18 protein-coding genes and 1 tRNA gene are annotated in these 23,877 nt (G+C 63.5%); 12 read left to right on the plus strand and 7 right to left on the minus strand.

The window, feature by feature from the left end; all coding sequences use genetic code 11:
- Window positions 1-16: 16 nt before the first annotated feature.
- Window positions 17-1,471, minus strand: a complete 1,455-nt coding sequence (locus EP837_RS00925; RefSeq protein ID WP_066523810.1) for an AMP nucleosidase — start codon at window positions 1,469-1,471, stop codon at window positions 17-19.
- Window positions 1,472-1,551: 80 nt separating this feature from the next.
- A complete protein-coding gene (locus EP837_RS00930; protein WP_066528444.1) occupies window positions 1,552-2,034 on the minus strand; it encodes a peroxiredoxin in 483 nt (160 codons plus the stop codon).
- Between the two features lie 135 nt (window positions 2,035-2,169).
- Between EP837_RS00930 and EP837_RS00935 the strand changes: the two genes are divergently transcribed.
- The 10 genes from EP837_RS00935 to trxA all read left to right on the plus strand — a co-directional run bounded on the left by EP837_RS00935 (window position 2,170) and on the right by trxA (window position 16,399).
- A complete protein-coding gene (locus EP837_RS00935; protein WP_066523811.1) occupies window positions 2,170-2,730 on the plus strand; it encodes a YqgE/AlgH family protein in 561 nt (186 codons plus the stop codon).
- Between the two features lie 184 nt (window positions 2,731-2,914).
- On the plus strand, window positions 2,915-3,451 hold the full coding sequence (locus EP837_RS00940) for a hypothetical protein (protein WP_066523812.1): 537 nt from the start codon (window positions 2,915-2,917) through the stop codon (window positions 3,449-3,451).
- A 120-nt stretch (window positions 3,452-3,571) separates the two neighbouring features.
- Entirely contained in the window at window positions 3,572-4,981 is a 1,410-nt protein-coding gene (gene ahcY, locus EP837_RS00945) for an adenosylhomocysteinase (protein WP_066523813.1), read from the plus strand.
- A gap of 188 nt (window positions 4,982-5,169) precedes the next feature.
- Window positions 5,170-7,518: a sensor histidine kinase gene (locus EP837_RS00950; protein ID WP_066523814.1), complete on the plus strand. Its 2,349-nt coding sequence runs from the start codon at window positions 5,170-5,172 to the stop codon at window positions 7,516-7,518.
- On the plus strand, window positions 7,511-7,969 hold the full coding sequence (tsaE, locus tag EP837_RS00955) for a tRNA (adenosine(37)-N6)-threonylcarbamoyltransferase complex ATPase subunit type 1 TsaE (protein WP_066523815.1): 459 nt from the start codon (window positions 7,511-7,513) through the stop codon (window positions 7,967-7,969). The genes EP837_RS00950 and tsaE overlap by 8 nt, the downstream gene beginning before the upstream one ends.
- A complete protein-coding gene (locus tag EP837_RS00960) occupies window positions 7,966-8,952 on the plus strand; it encodes an aminoglycoside phosphotransferase family protein (RefSeq protein ID WP_066528447.1) in 987 nt (328 codons plus the stop codon). Before tsaE ends, EP837_RS00960 begins: the two co-directional genes overlap by 4 nt.
- Window positions 8,949-9,659, plus strand: a complete 711-nt coding sequence (locus EP837_RS00965) for a nucleotidyltransferase family protein (RefSeq protein WP_066523816.1) — start codon at window positions 8,949-8,951, stop codon at window positions 9,657-9,659. The genes EP837_RS00960 and EP837_RS00965 overlap by 4 nt, the downstream gene beginning before the upstream one ends.
- Window positions 9,652-12,627, plus strand: a complete 2,976-nt coding sequence (gene addB / locus EP837_RS00970) for a double-strand break repair protein AddB (protein ID WP_066523817.1) — start codon at window positions 9,652-9,654, stop codon at window positions 12,625-12,627. Before EP837_RS00965 ends, addB begins: the two co-directional genes overlap by 8 nt.
- The gene (gene addA / locus EP837_RS00975) at window positions 12,608-16,048 is read left to right on the plus strand and encodes a double-strand break repair helicase AddA (protein ID WP_066523818.1); all 3,441 of its coding nucleotides are present in this window, start codon (window positions 12,608-12,610) and stop codon (window positions 16,046-16,048) included. Before addB ends, addA begins: the two co-directional genes overlap by 20 nt.
- Before the next feature lie 30 nt (window positions 16,049-16,078).
- Window positions 16,079-16,399: a thioredoxin TrxA gene (gene trxA, locus EP837_RS00980; protein ID WP_066523819.1), complete on the plus strand. Its 321-nt coding sequence runs from the start codon at window positions 16,079-16,081 to the stop codon at window positions 16,397-16,399.
- Window positions 16,400-16,477: 78 nt separating this feature from the next.
- Here the strand turns inward: trxA and EP837_RS00985 are convergent, their stop codons facing one another.
- Window positions 16,478-17,290 carry an inositol monophosphatase family protein gene (locus EP837_RS00985; protein ID WP_066523820.1) on the minus strand — a complete coding sequence of 271 codons (813 nt, stop codon included), beginning with the start codon at window positions 17,288-17,290 and terminating at the stop codon, window positions 16,478-16,480.
- Entirely contained in the window at window positions 17,290-18,516 is a 1,227-nt protein-coding gene (gene argJ / locus EP837_RS00990) for a bifunctional glutamate N-acetyltransferase/amino-acid acetyltransferase ArgJ (RefSeq protein ID WP_066523821.1), read from the minus strand. Before argJ ends, EP837_RS00985 begins: the two co-directional genes overlap by 1 nt.
- Before the next feature lie 153 nt (window positions 18,517-18,669).
- On the opposite strand from argJ, the gene secA reads away from it, so the two are divergent.
- A complete protein-coding gene (secA, locus tag EP837_RS00995; protein ID WP_066523822.1) occupies window positions 18,670-21,402 on the plus strand; it encodes a preprotein translocase subunit SecA in 2,733 nt (910 codons plus the stop codon).
- 132 nt (window positions 21,403-21,534) lie between these two features.
- On the opposite strand, the gene EP837_RS01000 is transcribed toward secA, so the two are convergent.
- The 3 genes from EP837_RS01000 to EP837_RS01010 all read right to left on the minus strand — a co-directional run bounded on the left by EP837_RS01000 (window position 21,535) and on the right by EP837_RS01010 (window position 22,657).
- Entirely contained in the window at window positions 21,535-21,951 is a 417-nt protein-coding gene (locus EP837_RS01000; protein WP_156518352.1) for a DUF983 domain-containing protein, read from the minus strand.
- 278 nt (window positions 21,952-22,229) lie between these two features.
- On the minus strand, window positions 22,230-22,466 hold the full coding sequence (locus EP837_RS01005; RefSeq protein WP_066523823.1) for a hypothetical protein: 237 nt from the start codon (window positions 22,464-22,466) through the stop codon (window positions 22,230-22,232).
- A gap of 101 nt (window positions 22,467-22,567) precedes the next feature.
- A tRNA-Ser gene (locus EP837_RS01010) sits at window positions 22,568-22,657 on the minus strand.
- A gap of 148 nt (window positions 22,658-22,805) precedes the next feature.
- Here EP837_RS01010 and EP837_RS01015 point away from each other — a divergent pair.
- On the plus strand, window positions 22,806-23,852 hold the full coding sequence (locus EP837_RS01015; protein ID WP_066523824.1) for a lytic murein transglycosylase: 1,047 nt from the start codon (window positions 22,806-22,808) through the stop codon (window positions 23,850-23,852).
- Window positions 23,853-23,877 lie beyond the last annotated feature (25 nt).

Below are 23,877 nucleotides of genomic sequence, written 5' to 3' on the forward strand. Positions count from 1 at the left end.
AGTCGATGGGCTGTGCTTAGCGGAACGGGGGTTCGTTGAAGGCCCGCAGCTTGCGACTATGCAGCTTGGGCCCTTCCTGTCGCAGCAATTCGCAGGTCATCAACCCGACGCGCAAATGCCCAGAGATCGCTTCTTCATAAAATCGGTTTGCCTGTCCTGGCAATTTAAGTTCGCCATGGATCGGCTTGTCTGAAACGCAAAGCAGCGTCCCGTATGGCACCCGGAAACGATAGCCTTGTGCCGCAATGGTGGCCGACTCCATGTCAATCCCGACGGCGCGCGATAGGCTGAAGCGCAAGGCGGAACTGGAATAACGCAGCTCCCAATTGCGGTCGTCGGTGGTTACGACCGTGCCCGTGCGCAAGCGCCGTTTGAAATCCTCTTCGTCATTACCGCCCAACACCGCCTCGGCCGCTTTCGCTAGGGCGACCTGCACCTCAGCGATGGCTGGCACCGGAATCTCGGGCGGCAGCATGTCATCCAGCACCTTGTCATCGCGCAGATAGGCATGGGCCAGCACATAGTCCCCGATCCGCTGGCTGGGACGCAGGCCGCCGCAATGGCCAATCATCAGCCAAGCTTCCGGGCGCACTACCGCCAGATGGTCGCATATAGTCTTGGCGTTGGCCGGTCCAACACCGATATTCACAAGCGTTATCCCGCTGCGGTTCGGCGCGATCAGATGATAGGCGGGCATTTGGTGCTTGCGCCAGGCGCTGTCGGCGATCATCCGGGCCGGATCAGCCGTCTCGCGCGTCACATAGACGCCACCCGCGCCAGACAGCGCCGTGTAGGGCGCGCCTTCCCGCCGCAACTCCGCGCAGGCCCAGTCCACGAATTCGTCCACATAGCGGTGATAGTTGGTGAAGAGGATATAGCGCTGAACATGTTCCGCTGGCGTGCCGGTATAATGTTTCAGCCGGGCCAGAGAGAAATCGGTACGCAACCCGTCGAATAGCGCCAGCGGCCGGTGTCCTTCCGCATTCGCCATGAAGAGGCCGTCCGCAATCTCATCGCCGATCTCAGCCAACTCAGTCGCCGGGAAATGCCGCGCCAGTTCGGTCGGCGGCGTCCCATCCAGCGCGCTGATGTCGAGGCCATCGAGCACATAGGGAAAGGGAATTTGCTGGTCGCTGATCCCCGTTTCGACCGCGACGCCATAATCCCGGACCAGCAGGTCGATCTGTTCCGACAGATAGTCGGCAAACATGCCTGGCCGGGTAACGGTGGTCACATAGAGGCCCGGTTTCGACAGGCGCGCGAACGATCGGCCGGGCGGCGGCGCGTCGGTCTCCGCATTATGCGTGATGCGCAGTTCGGGATAACAATATCGGCGGTCGGATTTCGCCTCTGGCGGAGGCACGCTGCCATCGCGGCCATAAGCCTGCATCGCCTCGCGCAGATTTCCGATGGAGGCCTGATATATCCGGTCGAGTTGCGCAACCGCCGCGCTGCCGATGCTTTTGGTCATCGACCCTTGCTACCGCAGATATGTGACGGAAGAAAGCCGAGGCCGCGCGGCAAAGAGGATGCCGCGCGGTCTTTTTAAGTTCAGAGCTGGCCCAGAAGATGGTCCGCCGAAGAAACCTGGAAGCTGCCCGGTTCCTCGACATTCAGTTCGGCAACCACGCCGTCCTTGACGATCATCGAGAAACGCTGCCCCCGCGTGCCCATGCCGAACTTGCTGCCGTCCATGGTGAGCCCGAGCGCCTTCGCAAAGTCGCCATTGCCGTCCGCCAGCATGGTAACCTTCTCATCCGCGCCGGCAGACTTGCCCCAGGCGCCCATCACGAAAGCGTCATTGACGGCGGTGCAGGCGATTTCATCGATGCCCTTTTCCTTCAACACTTCGGCTTTTTCGACGAAGCCGGGCAGATGCTTGGCCGAGCAGGTCGGGGTGAAGGCGCCGGGAACGGAAAAGAGCGCAACAGTCCGGCCTGCGAAATACTCGTCGGAGGAGACCTGCTCCGGACCATTATCGGTCATCTTGGTGAAGGTGGTGGCGGGGATGCGATCCCCCTTGCTGATGGTCATGTTCTGTCTCCTGCCGTTGTAGCGCGGGAGGTCGGCGCTGCCGCGCGCTCTGTCAAGGGCACGAATGTGCCGCGTTGCCTCCTGCGAACGACAGCCCGCCATTGGCAAAGACGCTGGGCGGCGTATATTCGCACCATGAACCAGTCCCGCTCCTATGCCGGTCAGTTCCTGCTCGCGCTGCCGGGCATGGAAGATATGCGTTTCGATCATTCGGTCGTGGCCATTTGCGTCCATGATGAAAATGGCGCCCTGGGCATCTCGGTCAGTGACGAGATCGAAGGGGTGGGGCTGCACGACCTGCTCGACAGTTTCGACATCGACGCGCGTAATGTGCCCGACCTGCCGGTGCTGCGGGGAGGGCCAGTCGAACCCCGCCGTGGCTTCGTCCTCCACTCGCTCGATTGGAAAGGGCATGACATGGTGGAGGTCGGTCCTGATTGGGGCCTGTCCGGCTCGCTCGAAATCCTGAAAGCCATTGCAGAAGGCACCGGCCCCAGCCGGTATATCGTCGCGCTCGGCTATGCAGGGTGGGGTGCTGGTCAACTGGACCGGGAAATGAGCGGAGAAAGCTGGTTCCCGGTGGATTGCACCGCGGACATTCTATTCACCGTCCCGGCGGAAAAGAAATGGGCCGCCGCTTATGCCGCGGCCGGAGTCGATGCTTCTCATCTTGTGAGCGGCGCGGGTTCGGCCTGACGCGGCGCCAGATTTTTCTGTGGTCATTTCCGATGCCGCCGCGCAACGATGGCGGTTAGCATGGCTTGTTTCTGCATCGTAACTGAACCGAATGCGGTAAAATTCCGCTAACCCTGTCTGTTGACGATGCGGCAAGCGGACGGGCGCACCCTCTGGCACAGGATATTGCACGGGGGTTTACATTATGAAGAAGTTTGTGGCGGCAGTCATTGCCGCGGCGATGCCGCTTGCGCCAGCCAGCGCCTCAACTTGTTGGAAGCCGGTTGCTGTAGAAGCCGCGCAAATCCGCGATTTTGAGATGATGCTGATGGTATCCGCGTTGCGCTGCCGCTCCACCGGCAGCAATTTCCTCACAGCCTATAATCGCTTCATCCGCGAAAAGCGGGAGGCCCTGACACAGGTTAACGATGAACTGCGTGAACATTTCCGCTCGGTGGCTGGGCCTGTCGGTGCGCTGGGGGCCTATGACAATTATGTGACCCAGCTCGCGAACGTCTATGGGGCGGGAGCCGATGGGCTTGCTTGCCGGGATCTTCAGTCAATCACGGACGCCGCCAACGCGCTGCCTGCGACCCGCTCGGCTCTGCTGGAACTAGCCGACGCGGCCGGAGTCACCCCTCATTTGTCGGGCGCCCGCTGCGATGTGGTGATGGCGATCGCTGGTAAGGAAGTGGAGAGCAGGGCATCTGTCGCCGTCGCTGCGCGGGACCCGCAGGACTGACATAAAGAAAACTTTATATTGAGTTGCCATCAACGGCGGCGATTGGTAAAGCGCAGCCCATCGCCGCCGTTTCGCTCGTCGAGCGGCTCCGGCACATTCTAGACCAATGGAGACCCGCTCGTGGCCACCGCACCCGCCGCTCAGGCGCAGGATTATGTGATCGCCGACATCAGCCTTGCCGCTTTCGGCCGCAAGGAAATCGAGATCGCCGAAACCGAAATGCCCGGCCTGATGGCGCTTCGTCAGGAATTTGGCGCTGCCAAGCCGCTGAAGGGCGCGCGCATCACCGGATCGCTGCACATGACGATCCAGACCGCCGTGCTGATCGAAACGCTGGCCGAACTGGGCGCCGAGATCCGCTGGGCCTCGTGCAACATCTTCTCGACCCAGGACCATGCCGCCGCCGCCATCGCCGCGCGCGGCATCCCCGTCTTTGCCGTCAAGGGCGAGACGCTGGAAGAATATTGGGACTATGTCATCCGCATCTTCGAATGGGGTGACACGACCTGCAACATGATCCTGGATGACGGCGGCGACGCCACCATGTTCGCTCTGTGGGGCGCGCGTGTCGAAGCTGGGGAAGAGCTGTTCACCCCCGGCAATGAGGAAGAAGAAATCTTCGTCGCGACGCTGAAGCGTTACCTCGCCGAGCGTCCGGGCTACCTCACCAAGACCGTCGCCGCGATCAAGGGCGTCTCGGAAGAGACCACCACCGGCGTTCACCGCCTCTATGAACTGGCGAAGAAGGGCAAGCTTCCCTTCCCGGCGATCAACGTCAACGACAGCGTCACCAAGTCGAAGTTCGACAACCTCTACGGCTGCAAGGAATCGCTGGTCGACGCCATCCGTCGCGCCACCGACGTCATGCTGGCTGGCAAGGTCGCCGTGGTCGCTGGCTTCGGTGACGTGGGCAAGGGTTCGGCCGCCTCGCTCCGCAACGGCGGCGCCCGCGTGCTGGTGACCGAAGTCGATCCGATCTGCGCGCTGCAGGCGGCGATGGAGGGCTATGAAGTCGTGACGATGGAAGAAGCGGCGACCCGCGCCGACATTTTCGTCACCGCGACCGGCAATGAAGACGTCATCACCGTCGATCACATGCGCGCGATGAAGAACATGGCGATCGTCTGCAACATCGGCCACTTCGACAGCGAGATCCAGATCGCTGGGCTCAGCAACATGAAGTGGACGGAAATCAAGCCACAGGTCGATGAAGTCGAATTCGCTGACGGCAAGAAGATCATCGTCCTCGCCAAGGGCCGCCTTGTGAACCTGGGCTGCGCCACCGGCCACCCGAGCTTCGTCATGTCGTCCAGTTTCACCAATCAGGTGCTGGCGCAGATCGAACTGTGGACCAAGTCGGACACCTATAAGAACGACGTCTATGTGCTGCCCAAGCATCTGGACGAGAAGGTCGCCGCGCTTCACCTTGAAAAGCTGGGCGTGAAGCTGTCCAAGCTGACCCCCAAGCAGGCCGCCTATATCGGCGTGACCCAGGAAGGGCCATTCAAGCCGGACCATTACCGCTACTGAGCGAACAGGGAAGGGGAGGCCAACGCCTCCCCTTTTTGTTGGTGGCCGCCAGGAGTTGTGGCCGCGCCTCAAGCGTATCAATGATAATTCTTTCCCTCTGACCGCTTCACGCTGCCTGCGAGTTGGGTTAGTCCCCTGATAATCATGCAAAGGGGCTGGCAGGTCGTGACGAGGGGTAAGCAGACGCAATGACGTCATTGACCCCTCTTGCCGCCACCATATTGGGAATCGTGCTCGCCGGATGGCTCGCCGCCGGCGTCTGGGCCTTATCGACGGGCCAACGCATGCGGCGAGAAGGGACGCAGGCGCAGGGCAAATTCGACCGCTTGTCGAGCCTTCTGGCATCCGCGCCCGCTGCGCCCGTCATTATCCATGCCGACGGCCGGATCGAAGCCGCAGATCGCCTGGCCAAATGGCTGGGCAAGGACCGTGTTCCCACTTTTGTCTCTGAACTGACCGCTTCCGATGGGGGCCTGGAACCAGAGGATGCCGCCGCCCTTGCGCAGGAAATCGCCGCCGCTCAGCGTGCCGGGCGCAGTTTCGCGCTGCCGGTCCGCGGCGAAGGTTCTTCGCGCCTGCTCCTTGTTCGTGGCGCGCCTGCGGGGCCGGTCCTGGCGGAGAGCGGCGGCGTGGTCCTCTGGATTTTCGACGCGACCGACAGCCAGTCCGAAATCCAGGCGTTGACGAGCAAGGTTGAGCAATTGCGTGACGCGCTGGAGGCGCTGGCTGGCCTAGTCGAAGCCGCACCCTTCCCGATGTGGCATCGCACCCCGGACATGCGTCTCAGCCTCGTCAACGCCGCTTATGTCCGTGCGGTGGACGGGGACAATGCGGCCGACGTTATCGCCCACGGCACGGAACTGGTAGAGGCGGTTGGCGGATTGAGCCCCGAAGCGGCGGCCGAACAGGCGCTTGCAGAAAGCCGCGCTGTAGAACGGATGGTGCCCGCCACCATCGATGGTGAGAGGCGCACGATGCGCGTCGTGGATGTGCCCCTGGGCGATGCTGGTGTCGCAGGTTTCGCGATGGACCAGAATGAACTGGAGCAGGCCCGCGTCGAGCATCGCCGCCTGGAAGACGCGCAGCGCGACTTGCTTGATCGTCTTTCCGCCGGCGTGGCGCGCTTCGGCCCGGACCGGACGCTGCGCTTCTGGAACCAGCCGTTCATGAGCCTGTTCGGCCTTGATCAGGACCATCTTGCCGACCAGCCGGTGTTCGAGCGCGTGCTGGACCGCATGCGGGAAGCGCGCCGCCTGCCGGAACATCGCGACTTTCCCGCTTGGCGCGCGGAACGCCGCGAATGGTTCCTTTCGCCCGATCCCCGCGAGGAAAACTGGCTGCTTGCCGACGGCACCCATTTACGCGTCTATGCCCAGCCGCTGCCGGACGGCGGCTTGCTCCTCATCTTCGAGGATCGCACCGAGCAGGTGCAGCTTTCCAGCGCGCGCGACACATTGCTGCGGGTCCGTACCGCGACCTTCGACAATCTGTTCGAGTCGATCGGCGTCTTTTCCTCCGACGGCCGCTTGTCTCTCTGGAACAGCCGGTTCCGCACGATCTGGGACATTTCCGAAGACCTGCTGGCCCAGCATCCGCGCATCGACGAACTGCTGCGCGCCGTTCAGTCGCGCCTAGCCAAGCCGCAACAGGCCAACCTCGTTCGCGAACTGGTTCGTGCGGCCACGGTTGAGCGTAAGCAGCGCGTCGGCCATGTCGGTTTTGCGGACGGCCGCATCTTCGAATTCGCCGCTATCCCGTTGCCTGATGGGAACGCGCTTTTCACCATGCTCGATGTCACCGACAGCCGCCGCGTCGAACAGGTGCTGCGCGACCGCAACGAAGCACTGGAGCAGGCCGATCGGGTGAAGACGGCCTTCGTCACCAATATGAGCTACGAATTACGCACGCCCCTCACCACCATCGCGGGCTTCGCCGAGATGATGAGCGCAGGTTATGCGGGCGAGATCAGCGAGTCGGCGAAGGAATATGTCGATGGTATCTTGCAGAGCACCAACCGGCTCTCGATGCTGATCGACAATGTTCTGGACCTGACCCAGGGCGAAGCGGGAACACTGCCGATTGATCGCAGTCCGGTCGATCTTGCCGAATTGGCGAAGGAAAGCGTCGCGCGCATCAAGGGCGAAGCCACGGCTAAGGGGATAGACCTGGCCCTATCGCTTCATGAAACGCTGGGCCAAGTCGAAGGTGACCGCCGCAGGATCGGCCAGGCGCTCGACCACCTGCTGGAAAATGCCGTCTGCTACAGCGGGCGTGGCGCGCGCGTGCTGCTGCATGGCGATGGCAGCGAAGACAGCGCTCGGCTGGTCGTATCAGATAACGGTCCCGGCATCACGGTTCAGCGTCAGGCAAGCCTGTTCGATGCCGCTGCCCGTGCGGAGCAGGCGCGCAATGGAGAGAAGGCGGGTATCGGCCTGCCGCTGGCCAAGCAGTTGGCCGAAGCGCACGGCGGAAGCCTGCAACTTGTGTCCGAGCCGGGGCAGGGCACCATGGCCGTGATTGAGCTTCCCCGTGGCTGAACCGGCCGTCGCCTTGGCGAATGAAGCGGACATGCTGGCGCTCGGCCGCCGCCTCGCCGATCTGGCGCGCATTGGCGACGTCATCGCGCTGGAAGGCGGCCTCGGAGCGGGCAAGACGACGCTGGCGCGCGGAATATTGGAAGGGCTGGGCCTCGAAGGGGAAGCTCCGAGCCCCAGCTTCGCCATCGTCCAGCCCTATGACGTGCCCGAAGTGAAGCTGCCCGTCGCTCATGTCGATCTCTATCGTTTGGATCATGCGGAGGAAGCGGAGGAGCTGGCGCTCGATGACTATCTCATGGACAGTCTGCTGATCGTCGAATGGCCCGACCGTTTGGGTCCGGACACCTGGCCCGATGCGCTGCGGCTCCACATCGACATCGAACCCAACGGCGCTCGGCGCTTGACAGCGCGCGTGCCGGACGCTTGGACGGAGCGATGGTCGCAGATATGATCCCGCCCGCCGCCGCTCCCGCGTTCCTCTCAGCTGCAGGGTGGGAGCGTGCGGCGATCGTTCCGCTGGCGGGTGACGCCTCTTTTCGCCGCTATTTCCGCGTCGTCGATGGCGCCCGCCGCGCCGTGCTGATGGATGCGCCGCCGCCTCATGAGGATCCGCGTCCCTTCATCGCCATTGCCGAGCATCTGGTGGGGCAGGGTTTTGCAGCACCCGCCATCCTGGCGCGCGATCTTGATGAAGGCTTGGTGCTTATCGAGGATTTCGGCGACCTGCGGGTCAAGGAACATCTGGACGATCGTCCCGTCGATGAGGTCGAGGTTTATACGCGCGCCGTCGAACTGCTCGCCGACCTCCACCGCCTGCCCGCCGCAGACTTGCCGCCCTACGACCGCGAAGTGTATCAGCGGGAGGCTGGCCTGCTCACCGAATGGTATTGCCCGGCCATCGGTCTGCCCGTGAATGCGGACGCCTATGTTCGCGCATGGGACGCTGTGTTGCCGATCGTCGAACAGTCCGCCAGTTCCAGGGTCACCGTGCTGCGTGACTATCATGCCGAAAACATCATGCTGATCGATCGGCCTGAAGCACGCGGCCTGGGCCTTCTCGACTTCCAGGACGCGCTGGCGGGCCATCCAGCCTATGATCTTGTGTCGCTGCTCCAGGACGCCCGGCGCGATGTGCCGCCGGCCGTAGAAGCTGCGATGCTCGACCATTATCGCGTGATCGCCAATCCGCCAGCCGACTTCGACGCCGCCTATGCAGTCCTTGGCGCTCAGCGCAATGCGAAGATCATCGGTATCTTCACCCGCCTTTGGAAGCGTGACGGAAAGCCGCGCTATCTTTCCTTCCTGCCCCGCATGTGGGACTTGCTGGAGCGCGATCTCGCCCATCCCGCCCTTGCGCCGGTCGCAGAATGGTTTGCCGGGAATATCCCGGCAGACAAGCGCCATGCCGCTCTTCAGGATCAGGCCCCGGCATGATCGACACGGCAATGCTGATGGCGGCAGGGCTCGGCAAGCGGATGCGTCCGCTCACGGCGACCCGGCCAAAGCCGCTGGTCAAGGTTGCAGGCAAGCCCTTGATGGATCATGCGCTCGCCCGGCTTGCGGCGGGTGGGGTCCGCAAGGTCGTGGTGAACGTCCATTATCTCGCCGACACCGTGGAGGCGCATCTGCATGCGCAATGCAACGGCATGCAGGTGCTGATTTCCGACGAGCGGGCCAAGCTGCTGGAGACGGGCGGGGGGCTCATCCATGCCCGGCACCTGCTTGGGGACAAGCCCTTCTTTTGCGCCAATAGCGACAATCTGTGGATCGACGGCCCGCAGGAAACATTGGGCATGATGCAGCGCCTGTGGGACCCCGATCGGATGGATGCGCTGCTGTTGCTGGTGCCGCTGGCCAGAGCGCACTGTCATACGGGTCCTGGTGACTTCCACATGGACGCAACCGGCCATCTCAGCCGGCGCAAACCCGCCCATGTCGCGCCCTTCGTTTTTACAGGTGTGCAGATCCTCTCGCCCAGCCTGCTGGTCGATCCGCCATCGGACGTCTTCTCCACCAACATTTTCTGGAATCGGGCCATAGAGGCGGGCCGTCTCTATGGCGTATCGCACCAGGGCCTCTGGTTCGATGTCGGCACGCCGCGCGCCATTCCGATTGTAGAGTCTATGCTCGCTCATGGGTGATCGCACCCGGCCTGCGTTGTTTAACATCCCGGCGCACCGTGCCTTCTCCGACGCGCTGGCCGCAGGCATCATCGCCCAGCATGGGGGCGACGCCATGGCTTTGGCACAGGGCATGATCCTGCTGCCGACCAACCGCGCCATCCGCGCGGTCAGCGACGCCTTTGTCCGCCGGTCAGGCGGTGGATTGCTGCTGCCGCGACTGGTCGCGATCGGTGATCCGGACCTGGGAGAGCAGGCCGGCGGGGCGCTCGATCCGCTGGGCGAGGGGGAAGCGATCCCGCCCGCGATCGCGCCGATGCGGCGGCAAATGATCCTGGCCCGTATGGTGCAGCAGGCGTCCAGCCCGCCCATCGATGCGGCCCAGGCGATCAAGCTCGGACAGGCGCTCGGCGCCGTGCTCGACCAGATGCAGGTGGAGCGGGTGCCCGTCACGGCGCTCGGCGATCTGTCCCTTTCCGACGAGCTTTCCGGCCACTGGCAGCGATCGCTCGATCTCTTTTCCATCCTCATCCGTCGCTGGCCGGAGGAACTTGCCCGGCTCGGCCTCATCGACCTTGCCGATCGGCGCAATCGCTTATTTGATCGACTGGCTGCGCGCTGGGGCGAGGAGTCGCCGTCTGGCTTCGTCATCGCCGCAGGGATTGCGACAACAGCGCCCGCCGTCGCCAGCCTCCTCCGGCAGATCGCAATTCTGCCGCGCGGCAGTGTCGTGTTCGCCGGGCTGGATCAGGAAATGGACGATGTGGCCTGGGACGCGATCGGCCCATACCCAGCGGACCCGATCACAGGCCGTGCCCCGGCAGGGCATGAAAGCCACCCCCAATATGCCCTGAAGCGTCTGCTCGACCGGATGAGCGCGACGCGCGACGATGTGGCGCTGTGGCGCTGGGGCAGCGAGCATGACGCGCGGGCAGTCCGCAACCGCAACATCTCGAACGCGATGTTGCCTCCCCGCCTCACCAGCCGCTGGCGCGATCTCAAGACGGCCGACCGTTCGCTCGCTGGGGTGGAGGCGCTGGAAGTGGCGACACCCGGTGAGGAAGCGCAGGCAATCGCTATAGCGTTGCGCGAAGCCATCGAGACGCCGGGCCGCACCGCAGCCTTGGTCACCCCCGACCGTCAACTCGCGACTCGTGTCTCCGCCCACCTGGCGCGATGGGGCATCGCGGCCGATGATTCCGCTGGTCTGCCACTGTCGCGCCTGCCGCCCGGCACGTTGCTCATCGCTCTTGCCGAAGCGGTGGCGGAACGCTTCGCGCCCGTTGCCATGCTGACATTGCTGAAACATCCGCTGGTGATGCGCGGCGATCAGCGTTTGCCTTGGCTGGAGGGCGTGCGCGGGCTGGATTTATTGCTCCGCGGTCCGCGTCCTCCCGCTGGACTCCAAGGCATCGACATTTTGCTCGCCGCGCGGGAGGGAGAGGACCGCCAGCGCAACCTGCGCGCGCAAGTGCTGCAATGGTGGCAGACAGCCCGCGCGCTGCTCCTTCCCTTGGAGCAGGTCTTCACTACCGCTCCGTCCTTCTCGGCTCAACTCGCCGCGATCCGGGAGCAGGCCGGGATATTGACCGGCGACGCAGTCTGGTCGGGCGTCCAGGGCCGCGCCGCCGCCGATCTTTTCGCCGAAATGGAGCAGGCCGCCGCTGAAGGGCCGCAGCAGGCAGATGTCCGCTCGCTCCCGACCCTCCTCGACCATATGCTCGGCGGCCTGTCCATCCGTCCGGTGCAAGGCGGCCATCCCCGTATCGCCATCTTGGGTCTCATCGAGGCGCAGCTTGTGCAGGCTGACGTCATGATCCTGGGGGGCCTCAACGAAGGCACTTGGCCTGGCCTGCCATCGCCCGACCCCTGGCTCGCTCCCCGGATCAGGCGGGAGCTTGGCCTTCCGGGGCTTGAGAGCCGTATCGGGCGCGCTGCCCATGACTTTGCGAGCGCGCTCGGCGCTCCCCATGTCCTCATCACCCGCGCCAGAAGAGGTACGGGAGGACCTGCTGTCGCCTCCCGCTTCTGGCTGCGGCTAAAGGCCATGGCGGGGCCTCAGTGGAAGAGCGCGGACCGCTACGCCGCGCTCGCGCAGGCGCTCGACCGTCCAACCAGCCACAAGCCCAGCCGCCGTCCGGCGCCAGTTCCGCCCGGGTCCGTCCGCCCAAAGCTGATCGCCGTCACCGACGTCGATCGCCTGAAAGCGGATCCCTACGCCTTCTACGCCAAGCGCATCCTGCGGCTGAACCGCCTCGATCCGATCGATGCCGACGCGGGGCCGGCATGGCGGGGCACAGCCGTTCATGAAATTCTCCAGCGGTGGGCCGAGGCTGGGCGTCGCGACCCGGCTGATCTTGAAGCTCGTGCCCGCGCCATGTTCGACCGGCCCGATGTTCACCCGCTGCTCAAGGCCCTGTGGCAACCCCGTCTTATCGAAGCGATCCGATGGATCGCTGTGGAGGTCGCCGCCGATCAGGCCGCGGGCCGCACGATCCTAGCCGTGGAAACCGACGGCCGCGCCGATATCGCTGGCGTCACCCTGACAGGCAAGGCCGATCGGATCGATCGCATGCCGGGCGGCTCGCTCGCCATCGTCGATTACAAGACGGGCAAGCCCCCCAGCGCCAAACAGGTGAAGGCAGGCTATTCGCTGCAATTGGGCCTGCTCGGCTTGATTGCGGAGCAGGGCGGCTTCCCTGCAATCGATAGTGCGCAGACGGCAGGCTGTTTCGAATATTGGTCGCTCGCCAAGAAGAATGACGCATTCGGTTATCGGGACAGCCCGGTTGATCCGATGGGCAAGCGCGACAAGATCGTGACGGCCGACTTCACCTCCTTCGTCCATGCCCGGTTCGAGGAGGTGGCTGGCGCTTATCTCACCGGCCAGGCTCCCTTCGACGCGCAGGTAAATCCTGAAGTGGCCAGCTATGGCGATTATGACCAGTTGATGCGGCTGGAAGAATGGTATGGGCGCGACGATGGCTAGGAAATCAAGCGCTCTCCAGCCGCTCGCCGGCGCGCAGGCGCTGGCCGCCGCGCCTGACGCGCATGTCTGGCTTTCCGCCTCGGCCGGAACGGGCAAGACCCATGTGCTGACTGCTCGCGTCTTTCGCCTGCTGCTTCAGGGCGTGCGGCCGGAAAATATCCTCTGTCTCACCTTCACCAAGGCTGGTGCGGCCGAAATGGCCGACCGCATTCATGATCGCCTCGCCGCCTGGGTCCAGATGGAGGAGGGCGAACTTTTCGCGGATCTGGAGGCGCTTCACGAAGAATCCGGTCCGGAGGCGCGCGACCGCGCTCGTCGCCTCTTTGCCGAAGTGCTGGAATCCACCGGCGGCGGTCTTCGCATCCAGACCATCCATGGCTTCTGTCAGCAGTTGCTGACCGCCTTTCCGCTAGAGGCCGAACTATCCCCCGGTTTCCGTCCCCTTGACCAGCGCGAACAGGCGCATCTAGCCCGCCAGACGCTCGCGGACCTCGTCGTGCGCGCGCAGGAGCAAGGCGACGATGCACTGATGCAATCGCTGCAGGCGATCAGCTTGCGCTTGGGCGAGGGCGGGGCGGAGCAATTCCTCATCCGCTGCGCTGCGCACCTCCCGGCGCTTGAACAGTTGCCGGAAGGCATCGCCCCCTGGCTCTACCGCGAACTCGGCCTGCCCGAAGGCGATATTATCGCCCACATCGCCAGCGAATGCGACGACGCGCAGTTTGATATGCGTTCTCTCGCCTGGGTTGCGCAGGCCAATGCGGATTGGGGCACAGGTCGTGCGCTCGAACGTTGCGATCGCATCGCTCGCTGGCGCGCCCTCGACGCCCTTGGGCGAGCCGAGATGCTCGCTGATCTGCACGCGGCCTGGGCGAAGGCGGACGGCGACATCATCTCCGCCAAGGGCTGGGTGCCGCCAATCGATGGCTATGGCGAAGCAAGCGCGCGGCTCCATTCCCGCTGTGCCGAGCTGTTGAGCCTCAAGGCGCTGGCCACCTATGCCGACCTGCTCGCCCAGGGGCTGCACGCCGGACGCGCCTACGCCCGCGCCTATGGCGAAGCGAAGCAACTCGCCGGGGCCGTCGATTTCAACGACCTGATCGCCCGCACCGCGGGCCTTCTGTCGCAGCCCGGCATTGCCGACTGGATCCGCTACAAGCTCGATCAGCGCATCGATCACATCATGGTCGATGAAGCGCAGGACACCAATGTCAGCCAGTGGCAGATCGTCGGCGCCCTCGCCGCCGAGTTTTTTGCTGGCGAGGGCGCGAAGGGCGACAGGGTTCGAACCGTCTTCACCGTGGGCGATTTCAAGCAGGCGATCTTCGGATTCCAGGGCACCAGCCCGCAGGCATTCGCCGCCGCTCAGATCCTGTTTCAGCGTCATGCCGAGGATGCCGATCATCCCTTTCACGACCTGTCGCTGGAACGCAGCTTCCGTTCCACCCCCGCGGTGCTGGATGTCGTCGATCATACTATCGCCACCTTGAACGCCGAAAGACTGGGCCTCCCTCAAGGCGATGTCCGCCATATCAGCGCTAATCGCTTTCCCGGCGAGGTCCTGCTCTGGAAACCGGCCATCGCGGGCCTGTCTGATGACGCGGAGGGGGAGGAGGATTGGGTCGCCGATCAGGAACGCCTGCTCGCTCAGAATATCGCCCGCCAGATCCGCCAATGGATCCATGACCGCATGATGCTCGAAAGCCGCGGCCGACCTGTCACCGCCGGCGACATCATGATCCTCGTCCGCCGCCGCAGCGAACTCGCGCGCCTGATCGTCGCGCGACTTTATGAGGAGGGGGTCGCCGTTGCCGGTATCGACCGCCTGCGCCTCAACGCGCCGCTTGCCGTGCGCGACCTGCTGGCGGCGTTGCGCTTCGCCGTACAGCCCGAAGATGATCTGAACCTCGCCGCGCTCCTCGTCTCGCCGCTGATCGGCTGGTCGCAGGACGATCTGATGATCCGCGCCATGGGACGCCGGATCGGCTTGTGGCAGCATCTTGCGCGCACGTTGGACGACGATTTGCTCGCGCCACTCCGCACCCTGCTGGGCCGCGCGGACCTCACCACGCCCTACCGTTACCTGGAAGCAATCCTGTCCGGCCTCATGGAGGGACGCCGCCGCCTGATCGAGCGGCTGGGCATCGAGGCCACCGACCCGATCGAGGAATTGCTGAACGCCGCGCTCGCTTTCGAGAGCGACGACCATCCCTCGCTCCAACGCTTCGTCGATTGGTTCGACCGGGGCGAGGTGGAGATCGTCCGCGATGCTGCGGCGCAGGGCGACTCGCTTCGTCTGTTGACGGTCCATGGGGCAAAGGGCCTCCAGGCGCCGGTCGTCATACTGGCTGACGCCTGCCTCGATCCGGATGCCGGAACGCGTAGCGACTCGCTGGCGTGGAATGGCCTGCCGATCCTCGCCCCGCGCAAATCGGAGCGGCTTGGCCCCATAGGCCAGGTGCTGGAGGACGCCCGCGCCGCCGAGCGGGAGGAGCATTGGCGGTTGCTCTACGTCGCGCTTACGCGTGCAGAGGAAAGGCTGATCGTTACCGGCTCGCTCGGCCCCCGCGCCAGGGGGCTGTCTCAGCCCGAAAGCTGGTTCAGCGCCGTTGAAAATGCGCTCATCGCTTTGGGCGCCGAGTGGGAGGATGACCCCCTATGGGGCGCCCGCCGCCGCTGGCAAGGTAGGGAAGTCCTGCCATCTCGCGCACCCGAAACCTCAACGGTCAGCGAAAGCGCAGTCCATGCCGAACCGGTCTGGCTGCGCCAGCCTGCGCCGGAGGAAGCGCGTCCGCCCCGGCCCCTGGCGCCGTCCGCGCCGGTCGAGGATGACGTTCCCTATCCCCCGCCTACGCCCGCCATGCGTGCCGCCAGCGAACGCGGCCGATGGCTGCACGCGCTGTTCGAACGCTTGCCCGATGTGCCCCCAGGCCAGCGCAGGGAGCGCGCAGACCGGTGGCTTCAGCAGCAGGGTGCTTCGGACTCCGCGTTGCGTCATGACATCATCGCTCAGGCGTTGCGGGTGATCGAAGACAGCGATTTTGCGCCTCTCTTCAAACCCGGAGCCTTGGCCGAAGCCCCGGTCGCGGCGGTCGTCGGCGAGGTGGTCGTTGCAGGAACGGTGGACCGCCTTTGCGTCTCTCCGGATCTGGTGCAGGTCGTGGATTTCAAGACTGGCCGCATCGCCCCCCTGACGCCGGAGGAAGTGCCGTCCGCCCATGTGCGCCAGATGGCCGCCTATGCCGCCGCGCTTCAGGTGATTTTCCCCAACCGCCGCATTGAGGCGGGGCTCCTCTATACCAGCGCGCCGCGCCTGATCACGCTTCCCGATGATCTGCTGGCAGCGCACAAGCCCGGCTTCTACCCCGCGGAGGAGAATTTGCCGCTTTCACCCGTTGAGACGGGTGCGTCATCATCCTAGATATCCGCCCAACTGAAGGAGATATATAATATGGCTACCAAGGCAGTCACCGACCTTAGCTTTCAGGCGGACGTGATCGACGCCGACAAGCCCGTGCTCGTCGATTTCTGGGCAGAATGGTGCGGCCCCTGCAAGATGATCGGCCCAGCCTTGGAGGAAATCTCCGACGAACTGGCAGACAAGGTCACGATCGCGAAGATCAACATTGACGAGAATCCGGAGGCCCCCGGCAAATATGGCGTGCGCGGTATTCCGACGATGATCCTGTTCAAAAATGGCGAAGCCGCCGCGACCAAGGTCGGTGCGGCTCCCAAGAGCGCGCTCAAGGGCTGGATCGAAAGCGTCCTGTAAGCCATCTCGTCCGTTCGCCCTGAGCTTGTCGAAGGGCATCCGCTTCATTCGAAGAAGAAGGGCTGGGCTTCCACAAGCTCAGCCCGAACGGGCTTCACCGAACAGCGTCTCGGCCGCTGCGTCCCACAGGCGCGGCGACGATGCACCCAGCAGTCCCCGGCGCAAATCGCCTACCATGTAAGGCGACCCGTCCAGCCGCTGGCAACAGCCGCCTGCTTCATTGAGCAATAACGTCCCTGCCGCATGATCCCATGGCAAGGTGCGGGCAAATACTGACACGTCATTCTGCCCAAGGACCAGGCGCGGATATTGCTCGGCTGCGCAGCGCGGAATGTCCACCAGCGTGAAATTCCCGTCCGCACGCGCCTGAATGTCCGCGCGCTCCTCAGGCGTCATGAAATAGACCGCGAGCGCCGCGATCGGCAGCACGTCACCGCTTTCCCGCGCTTGCACCCGCTCGCCGTCGATATGGCTGCCAGCACCGAGAATGGCGTGGCACAGCCTTCCCGTCAGCGGGTCCAATATCCATCCCGCCAACGTGGTGCCTGCATCCGCCAATGCGATCATGATGCCGAAAGGCGGCCGCCCCGCCGCAAAATTCCCGGTGCCATCTATGGGGTCGATGATCCAGTTCAGCCCGTCACCGGCCCGTTCGAGGATCGCCGGGTCCGCTGCACAAGCTTCCTCGCCGATGATCCCGGCTTCCGGCAGGATGCTCGCCAGGCCCTCGGCCAGCCTGATCTCGCTTTCCTTGTCCGCGATGGTGACAAGGTCATCGACGGCTTTCTCGCTGATCTCCTCGGCCCGCAGATTCTGATAGCGCGGCATGATCACATCCCGCGCGACCTCGCGCATCAGAGCGACGACCGGATCATGCAGTTCGATCGGCATCAGCTGCGATAATCCGCGTTGATCGAGATATATCCGTGCGTCAGATCGCAGGTCCACACTGTCGCACGGCCTTCGCCCAGGCCCAGGTCGACGCCGATCTCAATATCCTGCCCCTTGAGGTGTGCCGCTACGGGTGCTTCGTCATAGCCTTCAACGGCGAGGCCAGCCGAAGCGACCTGCGTCACGCCGAAGCGGATGGACAGCTTGTCCCGATCAGCGGGCTCACCCGCCTTGCCCACGGCCATGACGACGCGGCCCCAGTTGGCGTCTTGGCCCGCAATCGCGGTCTTCACCAGGGGCGAGTTGGCGATCGATAGCGCGATGCGATGCGCGCTTGCGTCACTGTCCGCACCTTCGACATTGATTTCGATGAACTTGGAAGCGCCCTCGCCGTCACGCACCACCAGATGCGCCAGTTGCAGGCAAAGGTCGCCAAGCGCAGCCTGGAAGGCGTCCGCGCCCGCATCATCCATCGATGCAAGCGGGGCATTGCCCGCCTTGCCCGTCGCGAAGGCCAGAACCGTGTCGCTGGTCGAAGTATCGCTATCGACCGTGATGCAGGAGAAGGTCCGCTTGTTCGCGGCCGACAGCATCTGCTGCAGCAGCTTGGGCTCGATCGCGGCGTCCGTGAAGATATAGCCGAGCATCGTCGCCATATCCGGCGCGATCATGCCCGAACCCTTGATGATCCCCACCAACTCGACCCGCGTGCTGCCGATCATCGCACTTGCGCGTGCGCCCTTGGCATAGGTGTCGGTGGTGCCGATCGTGTTCGCAGCTTCTTCCCAGCCGCAAGCAGGTGCGGTGAAGGCTGCTTCCAGTCCGGCCTCCGCCTTGTCCACGGGCAGCGGCACTCCGATCACTCCGGTCGAGGAAATGAACACGTCCGAGGGCAGGCATCCCAGATGGTTCGCAACCTTCGCCGCGATCGCCTCGACGGCGGCCCGGCCGCGATGGCCAGTGAAGGCATTGGCATTGCCCGCATTCACCACCAGCGCGCGCGCTGAGCCCAGCGGGATGGCGTCACGGCACCATTCGACCTCGGGGGAAGGGCACTTGCTCTGCGTCGTGACACCCGCCACCACGGTGCCCTCGGCCAGCTCGGCATAGGTCAGATCACAGCGGTCCCAATTCTTATACCGGGCCCGCGCCACGCGCATGGTCACCCCAGCAATGGGAGGAAGATCGGGAAAAGCTTCGGGGGCAAGGGGAGAACGCTGTGTCATTGGGGCGGATTAGCGGATATGCGGCGGCGGTCAACATTCGCCCGCGTCAACTGCTCTCAATTGACTATCTTCCGCCCAAACCCTAAATCGCCGCGCATATCCGTGCGCGTCACCTTGAACAGGGTGCGCGACCCCCTTTTGTCAGGAACTTGCATGTTCGGCGCACTCGCCAAGTCAGTCTTCGGATCGTCCAACGACCGCTACGTCAAGTCGCTGGGCAAGATCGTCGATCGCATCGCTTCCTTCGAGCCGGCCATTTCCGCCATGAGCGACGAGGAACTGACGGCGCAGACCACCAAGTTCCGGGAACGCCTGGCTCAGGGCGAAACCCTGGACGACCTGCTTCCCGAAGCCTTCGCCACCGTCCGCGAAGCCGCCAAGCGCACGCTGGGCCAGCGCCATTATGATGTCCAGATGGTCGGCGGCATCGTGCTCCATCGCGGCGAGATCGCCGAAATGCGCACTGGCGAGGGTAAGACGCTGGTCGCGACGCTCGCCACCTACCTCAATGCGCTGGAAGGGAAAGGCGTCCACGTCGTCACGGTGAACGACTATCTCGCCAGCCGCGACTGCGACTGGATGGGCCAGGTCTATCGCTTCCTTGGCCTGACCACCGGCGTGATCGTCCCCAATTTGTCGGAGGATCAGCGCCGCGAAGCCTATAATGCCGACATCACCTACGCGACGAACAACGAACTCGGCTTCGACTACCTGCGCGACAATATGAAATATGACCGCGCGTCGATGGTGCAGCGGCCCTTCAACTTCGCCATCGTCGATGAGGTGGACTCGATCCTGATCGACGAAGCCCGTACGCCGCTGATTATCTCGGGCCCCACTGACGACAAGTCGGAACTCTACGTCGCTGTCGATGCGATCGTGAAGCGCCTCGACGAACCCGACTATGAGAAGGATGAAAAGCAGCGCACCGTCACCCTGACCGAGGATGGCACCGAAAAGATTGAGCGCATGCTGGAGGATGCGGGCCTGCTTGAGGGCGCGAACCTCTATGATTTCGAGAACACCGCCGTCGTCCACCACGTCAATCAGGCGTTGCGTGCGAATGTCATGTTCCGCCGGGACATCGATTACATCGTAAAGGATGGCAAGATCATCATCATCGACGAGTTCACTGGTCGAATGATGGAAGGTCGCCGGTGGTCGGACGGCCTGCATCAGGCTGTGGAGGCCAAGGAAGCCGTCCAGATCGAGCCGGAGAACCAGACACTCGCTTCGATCACTTTCCAGAATTTTTTCCGCATGTACCCGAAGCTCGGGGGCATGACCGGCACGGCCGCAACGGAAGCGACCGAATTCTACGAAATCTACAAGATGAACGTCGTTACCATCCCGACCAACCGGCCGGTGCAGCGTGTCGATGAGGAAGACAGCTTCTACAAGAATCTCGAAGACAAATTCCGCGGCATCGCAAAGACCATCAAGGTCCATGCGGAAAAGGGGCAGCCGGTCTTGGTCGGCACGGTGTCGATCGAAAAGTCTGAAATGCTGTCCGAGTTCCTGAACCAGGAAGGCGTCGAACACGCGGTCCTCAACGCGCGTTTCCACGAAAGCGAAGCCCACATTGTGGCGCAGGCGGGCCGCAAGGGCGCGGTGACCATCGCCACCAACATGGCCGGTCGCGGCACCGACATCAAATTGGGCGGCAACCTGGAAATGCGCGTCGAGGACGAGCTGCGCGATGTGCCGGAGGGCCCGGAGCGCGAGGCCGCCATCGCCCGGATCGAGGCGGAGATCGAGGCCGAGAAGGCCGAGGTGCTCGCTGCCGGTGGCCTGTTCGTGCTTGCGACCGAGCGCCACGAGAGCCGCCGCATCGACAACCAGTTGCGCGGCCGCTCGGGCCGTCAGGGCGATCCCGGCCTTTCGCGCTTCTATCTCAGCCTCGACGATGACCTGATGCGCATCTTTGGGCCGGACACGATGTTCGCGAAGATGATCCGCTCGAACCTGGAGGATGGCGAAGCGCTGCCCCCCTCCAAATGGCTCAGCAAGGCGATCGAAACCGCGCAAAAGAAGGTCGAGGCGCGCAACTACGATATCCGCAAGCAGGTCGTCGAATATGACGACGTCATGAACGACCAGCGCAAAGTCATCTACGAGCAGCGCGCCGATATCATGGACGCCGACACGGTGGATGATGTGGTCACTGACATGCGCCGTGAAACGGTCAATGACTTGGTCGGCGCATCCTGCCCGCCCGGCACCTATCCCGAACAATGGGATATCGACCGGCTCAAGGCGCGCACTGCCGAAATCCTTGGCCTGGAACCTGATTTCGACGCCTGGCTCTCCGAAGACGCCGTCGATCCGGAGATGATCGAGGAACGTCTGAATGCGCTGGCCGACGAGTCAGTGGCGGAGAAGGTGAAGGAGATCGATCCGGAAAACTGGCACATGATCGAAAAGTCGATCCTGCTCCAGAGCCTTGATCACCATTGGAAGGAGCATCTCTCCACCCTCGACGCCCTCCGCCAGGTCGTTCATCTGCGGGCCTATGCGCAAAAGACGCCGATCAACGAATATAAGCAGGAAGCTTTCGCCCTGTTCGAGCGCATGCTCAGCAATATTCGCGAGGACGTAACCGGCTCGATCGCCCGCGTTCAGTTCCGGATGGAAGAACCGCTCCCCGAGTTCGATTTGCCCGTGCTGCCCGACTTCATCACCACGCATATCGACCCCTTCTCGGGCGAGGATAATAGCAGCGACATTGATGCAGGCCAGCTCGGCGGCATTACAACCACCCTGCCGCGGCCACCTGTCGGGAATGCACAGCCAGGCGACTTCGCCAATCTCGATATCAGCCGCAATGCGCCATGCCCCTGCGGTTCCGGACAGAAATATAAGCACTGCCACGGCGCCTTGGCCTGATTACCAGCGGGTCCAAAATCATTCACTCGTCACCCCGGACTTGATCCGGGGTCCCGCTTTGTCCTGGGGTTCGCTAAGCGATACGAAGGCCCCGGATTACCTCCGGGGTAACGGATCAAAATCAGGAGACGCTCACCCCCCGCGATCATCCCCATGCAACTTCGCCCAAAGGTCGGCGGTCCCGGCCTCCTGCGCCTTCGTCACATATTGCGCCGCCACCAGCCAACCCTTGATCGGCCGCAACGGTAGCACGGTCGTCAAGATCAACACCGGAATGCCCACCGCGATGTGCACCCACAGCGGCGGGCGGGCCAATATCTCCAGCATCACGATGAAGATCACGCCCGGAACGCAGGCGAACAACTGCACGAACACCGCCGGGCCATCGGCAGGGTCCGCGAAGGAATAGTCCAGCCCGCACACCTCACACCGGTCCCGCAGCGTCAGGAAGCCTCGAAAAATATGCCCCTCGCCGCATCGCGGGCATCGCCCCAGTGCTCCGGTCTCGATCGGCGACCGGCGCGGCCAGTTCTTGGCGGGTTGAGCCATGTCTTGTTTTCCCTTGTCCATCATCTGGCCTTTGCTTTGCATGGCCCCATGTGAGGACAACGCGTTCGAATTCAATTGGCCTTTTTGTCCCACTCCCGCGCGAGGTCAGCTGAGCCAATCAGGCCGTGATTGTCTGACGCTACGGAATAAGGGATCTTCCGGATTGCCGCGCCCCATGTCCTCTGCTACACGGCGACGCGATTTGGATGCCCGACAGCATACAGGTCACGCCCCCGGCATCCCTTGCGCGGGGGCGTTTTCTTTAAAGATCTGCCGGCTTAATGCGCGGACTTACCGGCGCCTCGATCGCCCGGCATGTCGAAATTTTCCATGGCGTCGTGCAACACCTGATCCGGGCAAGAGGCCGCCAGCGCCCTTACCTTGTAGCGCAGCGCCAGTTCCCGATGTGCAGCGACCTCCTCGGCAGAAGCATGCCGGGCCAAGGCATTGTTTGCCTTGGCGGCTTCCTCCCGCGCACGCCGGAAAAGATAACGTGCGTCTGTATTGCCAGTCATCGCAAACCTCCCGATCGAGAAATTCGATGTTAGCATGATGATGACCGCTACTCCTTAACGCTGGTTAAGCAGCAGGCAGCCCCGTAACGATCGTCAAGATGTGGCGGACAGGGTGGGATTCGAACCCACGGTGAGCGTAAACCCACGGCGGTTTTCAAGACCGCTGCCTTAAACCACTCGGCCACCTGTCCGTGCGGAGCTTCCTAGCGAACCTTGTGGCCAAGCCAAGCGCAAAATGACCAAAATGGCGTTTCGGCGCGTTCTTGGCTGATGATGGCGATGACGGGGATTTCGCCTCCCCGCTTCACTGTGCCACAAAGGGGCGAGGGAGATTCTTCAATGCGTTCAACCATTCACTCGCTTCTGCTGCGTTTCGCCGTGATCACGGCGGGAAGCCTGATGGCGGGCGCTGGCATGACGCAAGACATGGGGCAGGACCCGGCTTTCCGTTCTTATCTGGAGTCCCTGCGGCCCAAGGCCACCGCCATGGGCATTCGTCCCGCGACATTGGATTCCGTGTTCCCGACGCTCACGCCCAACCCCCGCGTGGTCCAGCTGGATCAGAGCCAGCCGGGGGGAGGGGCCTATTCGCCTATCCCCAATTTCGAACCCTATCGCCGTCAACATGTCGATGCGGCCCGCATCAGCCGGGGGCGGACAGCCTATCTCGCCAACCGGGCGCGGCTTTCCAGGATCGAAGCGGAAACTGGCGTGCCTGAAGAAATCATGGTCGCGATTTACGGCCATGAAACCAATTACGGCTCCTATGTCGGCGATTTCGACCTGATCCGATCGCTCGCGACCTTGTCCTATGAGGGCCGGCGCCGCAGCCTGTTCGAACCTGAATTGCTCGCCACGCTCAAGATGCTCGACAATGGCGTATCTCGCAGCCGTTTGGTCGGCAGTTGGGCAGGCGCTACCGGCTATCCGCAGTTCCTTCCCAGCGTCTATTTGCGCCTTGGCAAGGATGGGGACGGGGATGGCCGCATCGATATCTGGAACAGCGAAGCCGATGCGCTCGCCTCGATCGCCAACTATTTCGTCAATGCCGGATGGCGGCGCGGTCAGCCTTGGGGCGTGGCCGTATCGGTGCCCGCAACCTTCGACCGCGCCAGCGTCGCTGCGCGTACCACTCCAGCACGATGCCCCCGCGTGTTCAATCGCCACAGCCGCTGGCTGAGCATGGCCGAATGGCGCAGCCGCGGCATCATGGCCTCCGGCGGGAGCTGGCCTGCGGATGGGGTGATGGCGACGCTGCTGGAGCCCGACGGCCCGGGCAAGACCGCCTATCTGCTCACCAGCAATTATCGGGCGATCCTCGACTATAACTGCTCGAACTTCTACGCCTTGTCGGTGGGCCTTCTGGCGGACGCCGTCAGGCAATAATTACGCCGGGATGTTCCGCCTGCGC

It is taken from the genome of Sphingobium sp. EP60837, assembly GCF_001658005.1.
GTDB lineage: Bacteria > Pseudomonadota > Alphaproteobacteria > Sphingomonadales > Sphingomonadaceae > Sphingobium > Sphingobium tyrosinilyticum.

Coding starts and splice junctions, on each gene's coding strand:
- addB (WP_066523817.1), top strand. CDS start 9,652: ATGGGTGATCGCACCCGGCCTGCGTTGTTTAACATCCCGGCGCACCGT.
- EP837_RS00950 (WP_066523814.1), top strand. CDS start 5,170: ATGACGTCATTGACCCCTCTTGCCGCCACCATATTGGGAATCGTGCTC.
- EP837_RS01000 (WP_156518352.1), bottom strand. CDS start 21,951: ATGGCTCAACCCGCCAAGAACTGGCCGCGCCGGTCGCCGATCGAGACC.
- EP837_RS01015 (WP_066523824.1), top strand. CDS start 22,806: ATGCGTTCAACCATTCACTCGCTTCTGCTGCGTTTCGCCGTGATCACG.
- argJ (WP_066523821.1), bottom strand. CDS start 18,516: ATGACACAGCGTTCTCCCCTTGCCCCCGAAGCTTTTCCCGATCTTCCT.
- EP837_RS00935 (WP_066523811.1), top strand. CDS start 2,170: ATGAACCAGTCCCGCTCCTATGCCGGTCAGTTCCTGCTCGCGCTGCCG.
- EP837_RS00925 (WP_066523810.1), bottom strand. CDS start 1,471: ATGACCAAAAGCATCGGCAGCGCGGCGGTTGCGCAACTCGACCGGATA.
- EP837_RS00985 (WP_066523820.1), bottom strand. CDS start 17,290: ATGCCGATCGAACTGCATGATCCGGTCGTCGCTCTGATGCGCGAGGTC.
- EP837_RS00960 (WP_066528447.1), top strand. CDS start 7,966: ATGATCCCGCCCGCCGCCGCTCCCGCGTTCCTCTCAGCTGCAGGGTGG.
- secA (WP_066523822.1), top strand. CDS start 18,670: ATGTTCGGCGCACTCGCCAAGTCAGTCTTCGGATCGTCCAACGACCGC.
- addA (WP_066523818.1), top strand. CDS start 12,608: ATGGGCGCGACGATGGCTAGGAAATCAAGCGCTCTCCAGCCGCTCGCC.
- EP837_RS00940 (WP_066523812.1), top strand. CDS start 2,915: ATGAAGAAGTTTGTGGCGGCAGTCATTGCCGCGGCGATGCCGCTTGCG.
- trxA (WP_066523819.1), top strand. CDS start 16,079: ATGGCTACCAAGGCAGTCACCGACCTTAGCTTTCAGGCGGACGTGATC.
- EP837_RS01005 (WP_066523823.1), bottom strand. CDS start 22,466: ATGACTGGCAATACAGACGCACGTTATCTTTTCCGGCGTGCGCGGGAG.
- EP837_RS00930 (WP_066528444.1), bottom strand. CDS start 2,034: ATGACCATCAGCAAGGGGGATCGCATCCCCGCCACCACCTTCACCAAG.
- EP837_RS00965 (WP_066523816.1), top strand. CDS start 8,949: ATGATCGACACGGCAATGCTGATGGCGGCAGGGCTCGGCAAGCGGATG.